Origin of the sequence: Micromonospora sp. NPDC049175 (assembly GCF_043197345.1) — a bacterium.
Classification (GTDB): domain Bacteria; phylum Actinomycetota; class Actinomycetes; order Mycobacteriales; family Micromonosporaceae; genus Micromonospora.
On the sequence record NZ_JBICSY010000001.1, the window covers coordinates 55,254 to 70,937 of the forward strand.

Sequence of the window (15,684 nt, forward strand, 5' to 3'; positions counted from 1 at the left end):
CCCGACAACCGTACCGAATACCTCGCGACTTGGCTCCCACGATCACCGCGCGCGCCATTCCGCGCCGGGGGCGCGGCTGGCATGCTGTTCGTACCATCGCCACGCTCGTGTGGGAGGTCGTCGTGTCGATCGAGGATCGCGCAAGGAAGCCGAGGCTGCCGCCGCGCTGGTTCATCCGGACGGCCTGGTCGGTGCACCGAGGGCTCTACCGGGTGTTTCGCGGCCGAGTCGGGCTCTGGCGGCCCCGCCCGGACCGTTGGGGCACCCTGCGACTGACCACGACCGGTCGCCGTACCGGTCAGCAACGCGGTGTCATCGTCGCGTACCTGGAGGATGGGCCGAACCTGTTCACGTTGGCGATGAACGGCTGGGGCGAGGGTGAACCCGCCTGGTGGCTCAACCTGCGGACCCATCCGGAGGCGACAGTCGACCTGGTGGACGGGCGGCGGCTGGTCCGTGGGCGCGCCGCGACCGGGGACGAGCGGACCCGTCTGTGGGCCCGCTGGCGCGACATCGACACCAACCTGGACGCCTTCGCGGCCCTGCGCCCGTCCGAAACCGCGGTGGTGATTCTCGAGCCCCGCTCCGGTGCCGAGGGCGTTGCCGGCCAGCCGCAGCCCGACGCCTGACGCGGTAGGCCCGCTCCCCCACACCGCCGCGCGTCCTGCGACAACACCGCCGCGCCCCGGCGAGGATGGCGGACCCGGTCGGGGCGCGGCGGGTTGGTGTCGGTGGGCGTAGGAGCTGTCGTCGTCGCACTTGTGGTCGGCGTCGTCCGCGGCGTCGGCGGCGTCCGCGTCGTCGGCGGGCTTCCGCGGCGTCGTCGGCGTCGGCCGCGGCGTCGTCGGGCTTCCGCGGCGTCGTCGGCGTCGGCCGCGGCGTCGTCGGGCGTCCGCGGCGTCGTCCGTGTCCGCGTCGTCGGCGTCGGCGGCGTCGGCCGCGTCGGCGTTGGCCTTGCCGGGGCCGTCGACCGGCTCCTACTCGGCCTTGACCACCGAGCCCAGCGGTCGATCATGACCGGGGAAATTGTCGTACACCTGTTCTAGCATGTCGTCATGGTCGAGGAGTTGGCGCAGGCAGACGACGCGGTCGCCGCCTGCGTCGACGACGCCGCCTGGGCCCTCACCGAAGACGAGCTGATCGCCGCGCTCGACGCCGCGCACCGCGTCGAGCAACGCCTCGCCGCCGTCACGCTGGCGTTGGTGCGCGAGTTGGACGGTCGCGGCACCGCACTGACGCAGGGCGCGTCCAGCACCGCGGTGTGGCTGCGCGAGCGACTGCGGTTGACAGTCCCCGCCGCGCGCCGGCTGGTCGATCTCGCGGCTCGCGTCGACGCGGCCCCGGCCGCCGTGCGGGAGGCTCTGGCGACCGGCGCGGTCAGCGTGGAGCAGGCCCGAGTCATCGTCGACACCGTCACTGCTGTGCAGACGGCCGCCGGGCCGGAGGTCGCCGACAAGGCCGTCGGCGTGCTCACCGACTGGGCCGGCCAGTTCGACCCCATCCTGATGCGCAAACTCGGCGCCCGCATCCTCGACCACGTCGCCCCCGACATCGCCGACGCCGCCGCCCACGCCGCACTGGACGCCGAGGCTGCCCGGGCAGCCCGCGACCGAACCCTCACCCTCTCCGAGCAGACCGACGGCCGGCTGCGACTCACCGGCACCCTCGACGCGGAAGCCGCGGCACTGCTCCGCGCCGCCATCGACCCCCTCAGCGCACCCACCGGGCCCGACGACACCCGCTGCGCCGGCCAACGCCGCCATGACGCCCTCGCCGACGTGTGCCGACTCGCCCTGCGCACGGGTGAGCTGCCCGACAGCGGCGGCGACCACGCCCAGATCGTCGTCACCACCGGCTACGACGAGCTGACCCGTCAGTTGGGTGTCGGCGCACTCGACACCGGCCCGCGCCTCACCCCCGACACGGTGCGCCGACTCGCCTGCGACGCCGCGATCCTCCCGGCCGTCCTCGGCGGCACCGGCCAGGTCCTCGACGTCGGCCGGCAACGCCGCCTCATCACCGGCCCCCTGCGACGCGCCCTCGTCCTACGCGACCGCGGCTGCGCCTTCCCCGGCTGCGACCGCCCACCCCGCTGGTGCGACGCCCACCACATCCACCACTGGGCCGACGGCGGCACCACCACCCTGACCAACGCCGTCCTGCTCTGCGGCCACCACCACCGACACCTCCACCACAACGACTGGACAGTGCGGTTGGCAGGCGACGGCCACCCCGAATTCATCCCACCCGCCTGGCTCGACCCCCAACAGGTCCCCCGCCGCAACCACTACCACCGGCGGCCCTAGACACGACCAGCCGAGGGCCTTCGCCAGCAGCCGTTGACGGATGGCTTGCTGCATACCGCTGGCCAGGGGATCTTTGCCGAGGACGCCCACCTCACCGTGACCGGCAGGACCGTCACCATCATCAACCGCGGCGGCGAGACCGACCGAGGTGGAGCGGCGTTGACCGAGCACCCGCCCGGGGCAGGGCCTCAAGGCGAGCCGGCAGCTATTGGGCCACCCATGGCTGCCCACCACGACCCGGTATATCCGCGACCCGGCATATCCGCGACCCGGCATATCCACGTCCCTGCCCACCACCCGGAACTGGCGTTGATCGCCTGGATCAGGTGGATACCCAATCGGTGCTGCGGCTCCTGGGATCCGCCGCGACCACGGCGCCTACCATCGCGCGGCTGAAGGGCGATCGTGACGTCCGTCCGCCTAGCCGGGGTCGGCGCAGAGTTGGGAGGTCAAGGTGGTGCGGGCCCATTCTTCCCACGTGTCCGGTGACCAGTCGCGGTCGCGGACGAAGATCAGGTAGAGCTGCGGGCTGAGCAGACCGAACAGCAGGTCCGCCGCCATCTCGACGGAGAGGCCGGGACGGGTGTCGGGCTTGCCGACCAGGGCTTCGGCCGCCGCGTACTGCACTGTGTAGCGCGGGTCGGGGCCGTCCGGCCACTGTGCCGCGATCTCCGGGTCGGTGGCCGCGGCAGCCGCGATCAGCGGCATGATCGGGGCGACCCGGCCCAGGATCTCGCAGGTGCCGTGGACGTGCGCGCGCAACTGCCCGGCCGCGGTGGGTTCGGCGCACGCGGCGCGGAACCACTCACGATCCATTGTGGCGATCGGCTCGGTGTCCCCGGCGATGGACGCGTCGACGACGTCCTTGAACAGCGTGCGCTTGTTGCGAAAGACGAAGTAGACCGTCTGGACGGCCACGCCCGCCCGGTCCGCGACCTCCTGCAGGCTCGTCGCCCCGTAACCCTGCGCGACGAACAACTCGCGAGCCGCGTCGACGACCTTGTCACGGGTACGGCGTGAGCGCTCGGCCCGCTTGTCCGGCCGCTTGACCTTGTCCATATTGCGAGCCTATCTTTAGAGCATGCCACTAGAGTTGCACTCTAAATTCTTGGAGGACACGATGGCCCAGCCCAACGCCACCCAGAAGCCGGACCCGGACCTGGCCTCAACGCAGCGAGACCCGGAGGAGCAGCGAGACCCGGAGGAGGAGGCCGTCCACCGCGCGCTGGAGCGCTACTACCGCGCCGGCAAGCCACCGTGGGACACCGGCGTGACGCCGCCCGAGCTGGTCGACCTGGTAGAGGGGCCCGGGGCGCTGCCGCCCGGCCGCGCCCTCGAACTCGGCTGCGGCACCGGGACCAACGCCACCTACCTCGCGCGGCACGGCTGGGAGGTGGCGGCCGTCGACCTGATCGACCGCGCCGTCGACCAGGCCAGGGAGAAGGCCGCGGCGGCGGGCGTGGCGGTACGGGTGCGGCACGGAGACGCCACCCGCCTCGACGAGCTGGACGTGCCGGGCCCCTTCGACCTGTTCTTCGACCTGAGCTGCTACTGCGGCGTCCCACTACACCGCCGCGATGCCTACGCCGCCGGGCTCACCCACCGCGCCGCTCCCGGAGCACGGTTGCTGATGTTCGGGTACGGCCCCGAGCCAATCGGCAATCCCGTCCCCGAGGTCGCATCGTGGGCGGCAGGCGTCACAGCCGACGAGCTCCGCGCCAGGTTCCGTGGCTGGGAACTACTCGACGTCACACCGGGCACCAACGCGGTGCCGACCTTCTGGTTCACGCTGCGCCGCGACGCCTAGCCAATCTCCGGTCGCCCGCCGGGCGGGAACGCTCGGCGCGGTGACTTGACCTCAAGCTCGGGTGAGGTCCTAACCTCCGGTATCGGAGGTAATGCATGAGCATGGAATTTACCGCGTGGACGTCTCTGCACCACGCGATGAACGCGCAGGAAGAACGACCGCTGTCCCGTGTCACCCTGAAGCGCATCGCGGGGTTCGCGCGGCCGCACCGTGCCCTGATCATCAGGTTCCTGCTGTTGAGCGTGGTGACGGCGGTCCTCACGGTGGCGGCGCCGGTCCTCGCCGGACGGGTGGTGGAGGCCATCGTCGACGGTGCCGACAGCGACGTCGTGATCCGGTTGGCGGTGCTGATCGCCGTGATCGCCCTGGCCGAAGCCGGCCTGGGTCTGGTGACGCGGTTCCTGTCCGCCAGCATCGGTGAGGGGCTCATCGTCCAACTGCGGACGGCAGTCTTCGACCACGTCCAACGCATGCCTGTGGCGTTCTTCACCCGGACGCGCACCGGTGCGCTGGTCAGCCGCCTGAACAACGACGTGATCGGCGCGCAGCGGGCCTTCAGCGACACCCTGTCCGGGGTCGTCGGCAATGCTGTCACCCTGGCGCTGACGCTTGCGGTGATGCTCAGTTTCTCGTGGCAGATCACGGTGCTGGTGCTCGTGCTGCTCCCCGTCTTCGTCCTCCCGGCGCGCCGGATGGGTTCGAAGCTCGCCCAGTTGCAGCGTGAGGCGGCCGAGCACAACGCGGCCATGAGCACACGGATGACCGAACGTTTCTCCGCGCCCGGCGCGACCCTGGTCAAGCTGTACGGGCGGCCGGCCGAGGAGTCGGCCGAGTTCGCGGCACGGGCGCGTCGGGTGCGGGACATCGGCATCCGTGCCGCCATGCTCCAGTGGGTCTTCATCACCGCGCTCACCGTCGTCGGCTCGTTGGCGCTGGCCCTGGTCTACGGGCTGGGTGGTCTCTACGCCCTCCGGGGCAGCCTCGACGCCGGGACCGTGGTCGCCCTGGCGCTGCTGCTGTCGCGCCTCTACGCGCCGTTGACCTCGCTGGCCAGCGCTCGGGTGGAGGTGATGAGCGCGCTGGTGAGCTTCGAGCGGGTGTTCGAGATCCTCGACCTCACGCCGCTGATCCGCGACCGGCCCGACGCGCGCCCGCTTCCCGACGGACCGGTCGCGGTGGAGTTCGACAAGGTGCGGTTCGGCTACCCCTCGGCGGACAGGGTGTCGCTCGCGTCCCTCGAGGACGTGGTGAAGCTCGATGCCCGCGGCGGCGAGGAGGTGCTGCACGGGGTGTCGTTCCGCGCCGAGGCGGGACAGATGGTTGCCCTCGTCGGCTCCTCCGGGGCGGGCAAGTCGACGATCGCACAGCTCGTCCCCCGCCTGTACGACGTCGAGGACGGCACGGTGACGCTCGCCGACGTCGACGTACGCGACCTGTCGGCCGAGTCGATCCGGACGGCGCTGGGCGTGGTCACCCAGGACGGGCATCTCTTCCACGAGAGCATCCGCGCCAACCTGGCGTTCGCCCAGCCGGACGCCACGGAGGACGAGATGTGGGAGGTGCTCCGACGGGCCCGCCTCGACGACCTGATCCGCTCACTTCCCGATGGGCTCGACACCGTCGTCGGTGAACGCGGGTACCGGCTGTCGGGCGGGGAACGGCAACGGCTCACCATCGCGCGGCTGCTGCTGGCCCGCCCGCGGGTGGTCATCCTCGACGAGGCCACCGCGCACCTCGACTCCACCTCCGAGGCCGCGGTTCAGGAGGCCCTCGCCGAAGCCCTGACCGGCCGGACGAGTGTGGTCATCGCGCACCGGCTCTCCACCATCCGCGCGGCAGACCAGATCCTCGTCGTCGAAGACGGACGGATCGTCGAGCGTGGGCGACACGGCGACCTGCTCGCCGCCGGTGGCCGGTATCAGGAGTTGTACCGCACCCAGTTCGACCAGGAGCAGCCGACGGTCCAGGGGCAACCGACGGCCCAGGAGCAGCCGACGGTCCAGGAGCAGCCGACGGTCCAGGAGCAGCGCGTCGCCATCTGAGGCCGCCGCACCGGCCGCCTGCTCCACGACGCGAGCCGCCGCCCGCCCCGGGGGATCCCCGGAACGGGCGGCGGCAGCGGACGGTCAGTCGTTGTCGTCGTCGTCGTCCTTGTCGTCGTCCTTGTCATCGGCGTCGTTGTCGTCGGCATCGTTGTCGTCGGCGTCGTTGTCGTCGGCGTCGTTGTCATCGGCGTCGACGGGCTCCTGCTCGGCCTTGACCACCGAGCCGTTGTCCCGGTCGACGTCCACCTCGTGCTCGGTCTCACCGGCGACGATCTCGACGCTCCACACCGGCCGGCCGTTCTCCTGCTCGGCCTCGACCTCGACGATCTGGCCGCCACCGGCCTTGGCAAGTGCGATCTCGCCGGCACGCTTCTCGTCGACTGCGCTGCCCGCCGGGGCGGTGCTCGTGGTCGGCGTACCGCTCGACGGCGTACCCGACGAGGCGCCGGCCGACGGCGTACCGCTGGTCCCCGGCGTGGCGGTGGTCGCGCCGGCCTCCGGCGCGTCCGTGGCCGTCGGGGCGACGGTGGCCGCGGCGAGTGCCGTGCCGCCGGCCCGCGTGTCGCTCGCGGCGTTGACGCCGAGCGCGACCCCGGCCACCGCCAGCACCGCCGACCCGCCGACCGTCGCCAGAAGCAGGTTGGTGCGCTTCATCGTGGTGTCCACCTTTCCTCGGATGTCAACTCCTGGGTTGTCGACTCTGAGGATCGGCTGAACGGGGATAGCACCGCGCTGTCCGAACGCTAAGGCCGGGTTAAGCCGGCGCTGGCGTCGGCCGTGCGCCGAGCCCCGGAACCCCGCGTCGGCCGGAGGTGATCAGAGCGCCATCTTCATGAAGACGTCGGCGCGGGCGTACGGCGGCAGCGGGATCTGGTCCGGGCTGACGTGCTGGAAGCCGGCAGTCTCGTAGAGGTGCACGGCGTTCGCGAGCGTGGTGCTGCTGCCCAGGAACAGGGTGGTCGCGCCGAGCTGACGGGCGCGCTCGATCGCCGCCTCGATGAGCTGGCGGCCGAGGCCCCTGCCGCGCGCCGCCGAGACCACCGTCATCTTCGACAGTTCGAAGACGTCGTTCGAGCTGCGGACCAGGGCGACACAGCCGATGATCTCCCCGCCGTCGCGGAGGATCAGCACGTCGCCGCCCGGGGCGACGATCGCGGCGAACGGGTCGCCGAGCGTCTTACGGTCCGACTCCTCGATAGTGAAGAAGTGGGCGATCCATTCCTCGTTGAGCGTCCGGAAGGCCTCGGCCTCCGCAGCGGTCGTCATGGACGTGACGGTGAGCGTGCTCGGGTTCATGGTTCGATTCTCCGGCTGCCCCCATTCGAACGTCCAATATCTTGTTCGGAGTCATTCGTATCCTTGACGTATGGAACCCGAGTTGCGCCACCTGCGCTACTTCGTCGCAGTCGCCGAGGAGCTGCATTTCGGCCGGGCCGCGGCGCGGCTGCGGATGGCCCAGCCGCCGCTGTCGCAGCAGATCCGCCAACTCGAGGCGATGATCGGTACGCCGCTGTTCGTGCGCACCTCCCGGTCGGTGGCGCTGACGCCCGCCGGCGAGGCGTATCTGGGCCGGTGCCGGCGGGTGCTGGCCGCCGTGGCCGACGACGTGCACGAGGCGGGCCGCATCGGGCGCGGGGAGCAGGGGCGCTTCGACATCGGCTTCGTCAGTTCGGCGATCCCGCTCGGGCTGGCCGGGCCGATCCGTCGTTTCCGCGAGCGGCATCCGGCCGTCCACCTGCGCCTGCACGAGGCGTACACGGCGCATATCGTCGACCGGTTGCTGAACGGCGAGGTCGATCTCGGCGTGGTTCGGGACGCGGACGACCACGACGACCTGGTCGGCACCACGTTCGCCACCGAGACATTCGTCGCCGTCCTGCCGGCCGACCACCCGCGGGCGGCCAACCTCGCGATAAACGCCGTGGTGCTGCGCGACGACCCGTTCGTCTTCTTCCCCCGGGTGGCCGGCGAGCGGGCCTACCAGCGCAATCTCCGGCCGTGCCTGGAAGCCGGCTACACCCCGCGCATCGTCCAGGACGCCACCAGTTGGGCCACTGTGGCGCACCTGGTCGCGGCCGGCCTCGGGGTGACGATCGCGCCGGCGAGCATCTCCGCCGTGGTGCCCGCCTCGGTGGCAGTGCTGCCGTTGACCGACACCGAGGCCACCACCGAGGTGCAGATCCTGCGCCGCCGAGATGACGACCGGATCACGTCGACGGGCTTCGAGGCCGCAGGTCAGGCACCCTGACCGGCGCGGTGCGGCAGCACCCTGACCGCGCGGCTAGCCGCGCCTGTTGAGTTCCGCTTCGAGTCGCTGGACGAGCGTCTTGCGGTCCTTGCCGGCATGCTCGTTGCGCAACGCGGTCCTGAGCTGTCGCGTGTCGAGGCCACGGACCAACTTGGCGGCCTCGGCGACCGACATCTCCGACATCCGGCCGGCCGTGGTGGCGTCGCGACGCGCCCGCTTCGCCGGCCCGGTGTTGGCCACGTACTGCTTGCCGGACCGGGAGGCGGCACGCTTCTTGGTGTCGGTCGCGCGCTTCTGGCTGTCCGACATCTCGTCCCAGGCCTTCTTGGGCAGATAGCGGCTCGTCGTGTCGCCCTTGCGCGCCCGCGTGTCGCCCTCTTTCGTCTGCCACTTCTCGTTGCCCCAGCGCTGAAGCGACTTTTGCCGCTCGTCCTTTTCGCCCAGGAATCCTCCGCCGCGCTTCTTGTACTCCTGAGTCACCAGCTGTGACTTGCGCGCCGACCACTGCCCCGGTCTGCCGCCCTTGTCGGAGGCCTTGACCTCTTCCTTGATCTGCTCCCTGAGCTCGGGTTTCGTATACCGCGCCATAGCTGGCAGCTACCCGAGTGCGGCGCGCCTAACCCTCCCGCCGCGACGCCGGTGGACGCAACCGCAGCAACACCCGCGCCCCGCCGGTCGGACCGGCCCGCAACTCCAGGCTGCCGCCGCCGGCCTGCGCGGCGCGCCGGGCGATGTCCAGGCCGAGACCTGTCGACCCGGCCGCGCTGGCGCCCCGCCGGACCGCCCCGACCGGCAGGCCCGGGCCGGCGTCCACCACGGTGAGAACCACCTCACCCTCGTCGCGGGTGAGGTGGACGGCGAACGGCGTCCCGTCGGGGGTGTGCGCGAAGACGTTTCCGAGCAGGGCGTCCACGGCCGCCGCCAGGTCGTCGGCGGGCACGCCCACCGGCAGCGGGCCGGCAACCAGGTCGAGGGTGACGGCCCGGCCGGTGTCCTCGGCCAGCACCGACCAGAACGCGACCCGGTCGGCGACGATCGCCGCCGCGTCCGAGGTGGCCGGCCGCGCCGTCGGCGAGTGACGCCAGCGGGCCTGCCGGATCAGCCCGCTGACCGCGCGTTCGAGACCGTCGGCCGCGGTGGTGATCCGGGCGGCGTCGTCCGGGTCCCGCAACGACTCCGCCTCCAGCCGCAACGCCGTCAACGGGGTACGCAACCGGTGCGACAGGTCGGCGACCTGCTCGCGCTCCTGCACCAGGAGCACCTGGATCCGGGTGGCGAGATGGTTGAGCGCGCCGGCCACCTCGCGCAGCTCGGCCGGGCCGGCCGGGGTGACCCGGGCGTCCAGTTCGGCGTTGGCCAGCCGGTGCGACACGGCGGACAGGTCGCTGATCGGCCGGACCAGGTTACGGGCCAGCCGGTCGGCCACCAACAGACCGATCAGCACCAGCAGCACACCGAGCAGGGCAAGCACCAACCACGCCCGGGTGACCCCGGCGGTCAGCTCGTGTCGCGGCACCACGATCCGGATCACTCCGGTACCGTCCGCCCGGCCCTGCACGGCGATGACCACCTCCCGGCCGGCCGCCGACTCCCCGGTGAGGCTCTGCCCGCGCGCGGCCAGGGCCACCGCCGGGGTACGGGGGGTCTGCGCGCCGAGCACCGACCCGTCCGGCAGGAAGACACTCACCGGTCGCCCGGACTCCGCGGCGAGTTGCTCGACGGTGAGTCGGATCGTCGTCGCGTCGGCGGTGCCGACCACCGGCACCAGGCTCTGTGCGTCGGCGGTGGCCGCGACCGTGGCCCGGTCCTCCGCGACGGTACGGACCAGCAGCGCCAGCGGCACCAGGAACGCGATGAGGGTGAGCACGCTGACGGCGGCGACCAGCAGCGCGAGCCGGGCCCTCACGGCTGCGCCACCGGCGCCTCGAGACGCACCCCGACCCCGCGCACGGTGTGCAGGTAGCGCGGCTGCTGGGCGTTCTCCCCCAGCTTGCGCCGCAGCCAGGACAGGTGCACGTCGACGGTCTTGTCGGCGCCGCCGTACGGGATCTGCCACACCTCGGTGAGCAGTTCACGTTTGGTGACCACCTGGCCGGGGCGGCCGGCCAGGTGGTGCAGCAGGTCGAACTCGCGCGGCGTCAACTCCACAGCCGTCCCGTCCAGGGTGACCTGCCGGGACCGGGGGTCGACGCGCAGCCCACCCACGACGAGCGACGGGTCCTGCCCGTCCCCGCCGGTCGGGCCCCGCCGCAGCACCGCCCGGACGCGAGCGTCGAGCTGCGCGGCGGTGAACGGCTTGACCACGTAGTCGTCGGCGCCCGCGTCGAGCACCCGGACGATCTCGGCCTCGTCGTCGCGGGCGGTGGCCACGATGACCGGCACCGAGCTGACCGCGCGCAACATCCGCAGCAGCTCGCGGCCGTCCAGGTCGGGCAGGCCCAGGTCGAGCACGACGAGGTCGGGGCGGTCCTCCAGGGCGTCCCGGAGGCCGGCCATCGCGGTCGAGGCGGCGGCCACCGCGTGCCCGCGTTCTCGCAACGCCCGGATCAGCGGCGTACGGATGGTCAGGTCGTCCTCGATGAGCAGCAGGCGGGCCACAGCTGGCAGGTTAACGGCTGCCGCCTGCGGCGAGGCGCACGTTAACCATGCCTTAGCGTCGGGATGTGCCAACGACAAGGACGGATCGGGGATAGTCAGCGCATGGGCCGTCGTTCGCTTCTCGTCGCCGCCGGGTGGGTGGCCACGGTCGCCGTGGCCACCCTGATCGGGTTGGGCGCGATCCGGCTGGTCGGGGAGAGCATCACCGGCACCCCGGGTGGGGTGCGCAGCGAGGCGGAGATCGAACGCGCGCTCGCCTCGCCGGAGCCGGCGCCCACCGGCGCCACCGGCGGCGGCTCGGCCGCTCCGGGCACGACGGGCGCCGCACCGAGCGCCAGTCCCGGGGTCCGTCGGAGTTTCGCCACCGACGGCGGCACGGCCGTGGCCGAGTGCGGGGCCGACGGCGTACGCCTCGTCTCCTGGGCGCCCGCGCAGGGCTACCGGGTCCGGGACGTGGACCGGGGCCCGGACGACGACGTGGAGGTCACGTTCGCGGGGTCGACCCGCCAGTACGAGTTGAAGGTCCGCTGCATCGGCTCGGAGCCGGTGGCCGTCGCCGACGACTGAGCCGGATGTACCGCGTCGCGGCCCAGGGCGACCATGGGCGGTGTCTCTCCCGGCGACGGACGAGCAGGGCTCCGCCAGCGGGTCGGATCAACTCGTCTTGATGGTCAGGGTAGGCGGGTTGGCCGACTCCCTGCTCCCGATGGTGACGGGGCGGTCCGCGGTGACCTGCAGGCTCAGACTCAGATCACCGAACCACTGCGCTATCGCAAAGCCAGTGACATCAATGGATACATACGGACTGTCGCCGGTGCACGTCACCTCTCGCACCGACGTGAGCGTCGCCGACGGCCGGGTGTTCCAGGACGTACCACTCTCTGTCCATCCGCCATCCGCGCCGCCGTTGACCCTGAGCGTCACCGGCTGCGTAGCGCACTGACTGACGTACAGGTTGACGGCGACCCGGTTCATATCGGCGACCGCCGCGAGGCTGTACCGCAGGAGGGCCACCCGATTGCCGGCATCGGCCGCCAGCGTGGTGCTGCTGCCAGGTGCCGCCGCCGGGCTGGCAGCGTCGACGTAGGTGTCCGCGAGCGCCGGCCGGTCGGCGTGCTCGGCCCGGATGATCAGTTCCGGCGGGTTCACCGCACTCTCCCGTGAGGTGATGTCGATGTACTTGTGGCTTCCCGCCGGATCGCCGGTAATCGCGAACGAGGCCCGTCCGTCGGCGGCGTTGCGCCGTAGGTAGTCGGTCACGTCCAGCTCGACCATGCCGCCTTCAGCGGACACGTTCACCGTTTTCAGGGCCGCGCCGGGAGCGGGCCTGCTGTTCCAGCTGACCAGACCCTCGTTCCAGGCATCGCCGACCTCGGAGACGACCACTCTGTCCGCGCCTGGGACGGCGTCCGTCACCCGCGCGTGGAACTGCAGCTTGGCGTACTCGATCTCGCCGTACTGCGCGATGTCGAAGGTCAAGTAGGTGGCCCGCTGCCGAGTGGTGGTGTGTTTGACGGCGTTCACCGTCGACTGGCCATAGGCGCCGCCGGGTACGCCTGAGTCGACCCACGTGTCGCCGATGGGGATGCTGCTGGCATTTGGCTGCTGCCAGTTGTCCAGCTGTGGTCCGCGAAGAGTCAGGATGAGTTCCGGCTGACCGGTCGGGGCCTCCCTGTTGTTGAGCAGCACGAAGTCGCCGGTCCGCGCTGGCTCGCTCAACACGAAGGTGACCACTCCGTCACCGGCTGCCTGCTCCCGGACATGGGTGGTGACGTCGCCGCTGGCGTACGCGGGCGCCGTGCCGACCGTGAGGTTGCCGACCGGACCCCCATCGGGCAGGGGAGCGTTATTCCAGGTCAGCGCCTTCTCGTACCATTTGTCGTCAGCCGCCTGGACAACCAGGTCCGTGGTGCATCCGGTGCAGGTCGTGTTGCTGCCGTACATCCGCAAGGTGGCGCTGGCGATGTCGGTCGGGTCCACACCGGCCAGGTTGAACTTGAGGTAGCTGTGCCGCGTCCAGCCGTCGCCGGTGCTCTTCACGACCAGACCGCTGCCGCCGTAGTTCTCGTCGCCGTTGTCCTTCCAGACCATCGCATCGTCCGTCGGACGGAGTACCCGCGGGTCGGTCGACACCACCGCGGTCTCGGTGGCGCCACCGGTCTGGAACGAGGTCACGCTCAGGATCGCCGGCACCGTCTGCACCAGCCGTACGCCGGGCGACCCGGACACAAGGCCCCCGCTGGGAGTGTTCAGCTTCATGTGCAGCGCGCCCGTACGGCGCTGGGTGGGATCAGCCGCGGCAACCCTGATGGTGGTGGGCGTACGCAGCAGCACCATCGAAGCCGCGTCATCGACCGTGAGGAAGTCGGCCTCGCCCCACGCGTCCAACCGCTGGGTCGCCCGGGGCTGCCAGAAGTTGACGCCGATGACATCGAGCGGGTTCTGCTGGACCGACTGGATCGTCTTCTCGTTGCGCAGCACGCGGAACTGCGGATTCGCGGCGTACTCGGCGGTCTGCTGTGCGCCCGCCCCGGGCAGCAGCGCGTAGCTGTAGGAGGCGTTCGACGGGTTCGTGCCGTGGTCGATCCAGAGGGACACGTACGCACGCTGGTGCGGCGTCGTGCTGCCACCCGGGTCGATCGCGTTCCAGGCGCCACTTCGGATCTCACGCTTGCAGTGCAGCGTCACCGCGCCCGGGAAGTAGTAACCGATGTTCTGGCCACTGAGGTGAGCGTTCGTCACGCCACTGATGACCTCGGTGCTGCCGTTTGTGGCGCAGCGCGCCGTCCCGTTGATGGTCAGCGCCTCGGCACCACTCACTCGCCGCTGGTCCACGGTGGTGATGATCGTGCCGGTACCGGTGATGCCCGCGCCGAGCGCGACGATCTCGTTGTCGTAGAGGAACCAGGACTTCTTCGCCGTGAGGTCCGAGAACGGGTCGCGCAGCTCCATGCCGACCGAGGCGTACCGGTCGTCGAGCGACGCGCCGCCGACCCAACTCGCGGTGGATGGCACGCCAGTGGGGTGCGTCGTGGACCGGGCTGCGGTGGAGACGGTCGTGCCGGGCAGACGGGTTGCGTCCACCGTCGGCCAGTAGGCGTCGTCGTACTGACCGAGGTCGTTCGGCAGGCTCAGCTGCGTCATGCCGTACCGGGTGAACCATCCGCGCGGGTTCTGGCCGAGGGTCTCGTAGTCGAGGATCCGGTTGGAGAACATGCTCACCCCGGCCAGGTAACCGGGCCGCTGGTGGGTGACCTGGTCCATGCCCGCGTACACCTTGGTGGCGACGAGATCCACCTCGCCGACCACAGCGACCGCGTCGATCACCGCGTAGGCCCGCGCGAGCGTGAACAGCGACAGGAAATAGTTGTCCGGGTACTGCGCGAAGGTGTCGCCGCTGATCAGCCCCTTCGCCATCCGGCGCAGTCGCAGCGCCTCGGTCGCGGGCACCACCTCGGCCAGGATGAGCGCAGCCCGCGTAAGACCGTGCCCGGACTGGTGGTTGCTGATGCTGGTCCCGGCGGGATCGCCGCGCCTCCCCGTCCCGGCCCGCGCGATCTCCCTCCCCCGCACGCCGGGCGTGCCGGCACCTCGGTACACCAGGGGCCGCAGGCCGTCTCGCAGCCAACCAGCGAACGCGGTGCTGGCGGCGCCGTCGATCGCCCAGGGCGAGCCACTCAGGGCGTAGATCAGCTCCGCGTACGTCTGGGCCATCGAGGTGCCGTAACCGCCGCTGTACGGATGCCGGCCGTGCTGGATGAAGGATCCGTCGCGATAGATGCCCTCGCCGACCTGCACGGGCGCCATCGTCTCCAGGGCGTTGTCCCGTGCCGTGGCGATGGCCGCGACGTCGTTGGCCAGGACACCCATCATCACTTCGGTGGCGCATTTCCAGGTGCGGTTCGCGCCACGGGTCGGTTCGGCGTAGTCGTCGCTGTTGGTGCTGCGGCCGGACCGCGTGCAGGTGGGCGTGAGCACCTCGATGGCCGACAGGTAGTCCCGCACGGCAAGTCTCGGATGCCCCCACATCATCACCGTGATGTTGACGATTTGCTTGGGGATGACGATTTCCCAGTCGTACCACTCCGCGGCGGGATGCGGCAGCGGCAGATCGGCAGCACTGTTCGGGAACGTGTCGACGAGTGCGTTCAGCCCGCCGACCGTCGTGTCGGCCAGCGCCGCGTTGCCGGTGAGAATGGTCCCCGGTGTGGCGTAGGCGGTGGCCATCTGCGCCAGCCGATCGACCGACCTGGACACGCCCGTCGTGCTGTCGTAGTCGAACTCGATCGGCCACAGCCGGCCGTGCTCGGGATTGTCCGCGTCTGAGACGGCCAGCGGATCGATGCTGGCGGCGTACCCCTGGATTTGGGGGACATCGGGGAGGCGGCCGGCGTAGCGGGCATCACCGGCGTGGTTGGTGTCACTGTCGGTCAACAGTTGTAGCCAGCGGTGGCGAACGGTCTCCACGTCGCTCGCCGCACGTGCAGGCATCGCCACCGCCTGGGCCGCGCCGGTTACCAGCAGGATGAGGACGAGCAGCAGCACTTTGGGGTGCCGGTAGACCCCACGCGACTGTCGAGAGCGGACACCCATGATCTTCTCCCCCGTGAAAATTGGGCGGAGCCTAGCAAGGGTGTGGCCGGCACGCAGGCCCCCGTCGCCGACGACTGACGTCGCCGC

Annotated in this window: 13 protein-coding genes; 6 read left to right on the forward strand and 7 right to left on the reverse strand. The window is 71.0% G+C overall.

Going from position 1 to position 15,684, the window contains the following annotated elements; all coding sequences use genetic code 11:
- The first annotated feature begins 122 nt into the window (after positions 1-122).
- A complete protein-coding gene (locus ACGFH8_RS00235) occupies positions 123-629 on the forward strand; it encodes a nitroreductase/quinone reductase family protein (RefSeq protein ID WP_393361013.1) in 507 nt (168 codons plus the stop codon).
- Positions 630-1,055: 426 nt separating this feature from the next.
- Positions 1,056-2,306, forward strand: a complete 1,251-nt coding sequence (locus tag ACGFH8_RS00240) for a DUF222 domain-containing protein (RefSeq protein WP_393361015.1) — start codon at positions 1,056-1,058, stop codon at positions 2,304-2,306.
- Between the two features lie 420 nt (positions 2,307-2,726).
- Here the strand turns inward: ACGFH8_RS00240 and ACGFH8_RS00245 are convergent, their stop codons facing one another.
- Entirely contained in the window at positions 2,727-3,365 is a 639-nt protein-coding gene (locus ACGFH8_RS00245; RefSeq protein ID WP_393361018.1) for a TetR/AcrR family transcriptional regulator, read from the reverse strand.
- A 49-nt stretch (positions 3,366-3,414) separates the two neighbouring features.
- Here ACGFH8_RS00245 and ACGFH8_RS00250 point away from each other — a divergent pair, with 49 nt between their 5' ends.
- Both ACGFH8_RS00250 and ACGFH8_RS00255 read left to right on the forward strand, forming a co-directional pair.
- Positions 3,415-4,113, forward strand: a complete 699-nt coding sequence (locus ACGFH8_RS00250; protein WP_393361021.1) for a class I SAM-dependent methyltransferase — start codon at positions 3,415-3,417, stop codon at positions 4,111-4,113.
- A 95-nt stretch (positions 4,114-4,208) separates the two neighbouring features.
- Entirely contained in the window at positions 4,209-6,155 is a 1,947-nt protein-coding gene (locus ACGFH8_RS00255; RefSeq protein WP_393361024.1) for an ABC transporter ATP-binding protein, read from the forward strand.
- 84 nt (positions 6,156-6,239) lie between these two features.
- Here the strand turns inward: ACGFH8_RS00255 and ACGFH8_RS00260 are convergent, their stop codons facing one another.
- Positions 6,240-6,812, reverse strand: a complete 573-nt coding sequence (locus ACGFH8_RS00260) for a PepSY domain-containing protein (protein WP_393361027.1) — start codon at positions 6,810-6,812, stop codon at positions 6,240-6,242.
- 162 nt (positions 6,813-6,974) lie between these two features.
- Complete coding sequence (locus ACGFH8_RS00265; protein WP_393361030.1) at positions 6,975-7,424, reverse strand: GNAT family N-acetyltransferase; 450 nt, start codon at positions 7,422-7,424, stop codon at positions 6,975-6,977.
- A gap of 100 nt (positions 7,425-7,524) precedes the next feature.
- On the opposite strand from ACGFH8_RS00265, the gene ACGFH8_RS00270 reads away from it, so the two are divergent.
- Complete coding sequence (locus tag ACGFH8_RS00270) at positions 7,525-8,406, forward strand: LysR substrate-binding domain-containing protein (RefSeq protein ID WP_393361033.1); 882 nt, start codon at positions 7,525-7,527, stop codon at positions 8,404-8,406.
- A gap of 33 nt (positions 8,407-8,439) precedes the next feature.
- On the opposite strand, the gene ACGFH8_RS00275 is transcribed toward ACGFH8_RS00270, so the two are convergent.
- The 3 genes from ACGFH8_RS00275 to ACGFH8_RS00285 are packed head-to-tail and all read right to left on the reverse strand — an operon-like array spanning position 8,440 to position 11,004.
- Positions 8,440-8,994, reverse strand: coding sequence for a DUF5872 domain-containing protein (locus ACGFH8_RS00275; RefSeq protein WP_357250082.1), 555 nt, complete (start codon positions 8,992-8,994; stop codon positions 8,440-8,442).
- Positions 8,995-9,022: 28 nt separating this feature from the next.
- Positions 9,023-10,312 carry an ATP-binding protein gene (locus tag ACGFH8_RS00280; RefSeq protein WP_393361036.1) on the reverse strand — a complete coding sequence of 430 codons (1,290 nt, stop codon included), beginning with the start codon at positions 10,310-10,312 and terminating at the stop codon, positions 9,023-9,025.
- Positions 10,309-11,004 (reverse strand): response regulator transcription factor, encoded by a 696-nt coding sequence (locus ACGFH8_RS00285; protein ID WP_393361039.1) that lies wholly within the window; start codon positions 11,002-11,004, stop codon positions 10,309-10,311. Before ACGFH8_RS00285 ends, ACGFH8_RS00280 begins: the two co-directional genes overlap by 4 nt.
- A gap of 102 nt (positions 11,005-11,106) precedes the next feature.
- Between ACGFH8_RS00285 and ACGFH8_RS00290 the strand changes: the two genes are divergently transcribed.
- Positions 11,107-11,571 (forward strand): septum formation initiator, encoded by a 465-nt coding sequence (locus ACGFH8_RS00290; protein WP_393361042.1) that lies wholly within the window; start codon positions 11,107-11,109, stop codon positions 11,569-11,571.
- Between the two features lie 87 nt (positions 11,572-11,658).
- Here the strand turns inward: ACGFH8_RS00290 and ACGFH8_RS00295 are convergent, their stop codons facing one another.
- Entirely contained in the window at positions 11,659-15,597 is a 3,939-nt protein-coding gene (locus tag ACGFH8_RS00295) for a polysaccharide lyase family 8 super-sandwich domain-containing protein (RefSeq protein ID WP_393361045.1), read from the reverse strand.
- Positions 15,598-15,684: the final 87 nt, after the last annotated feature.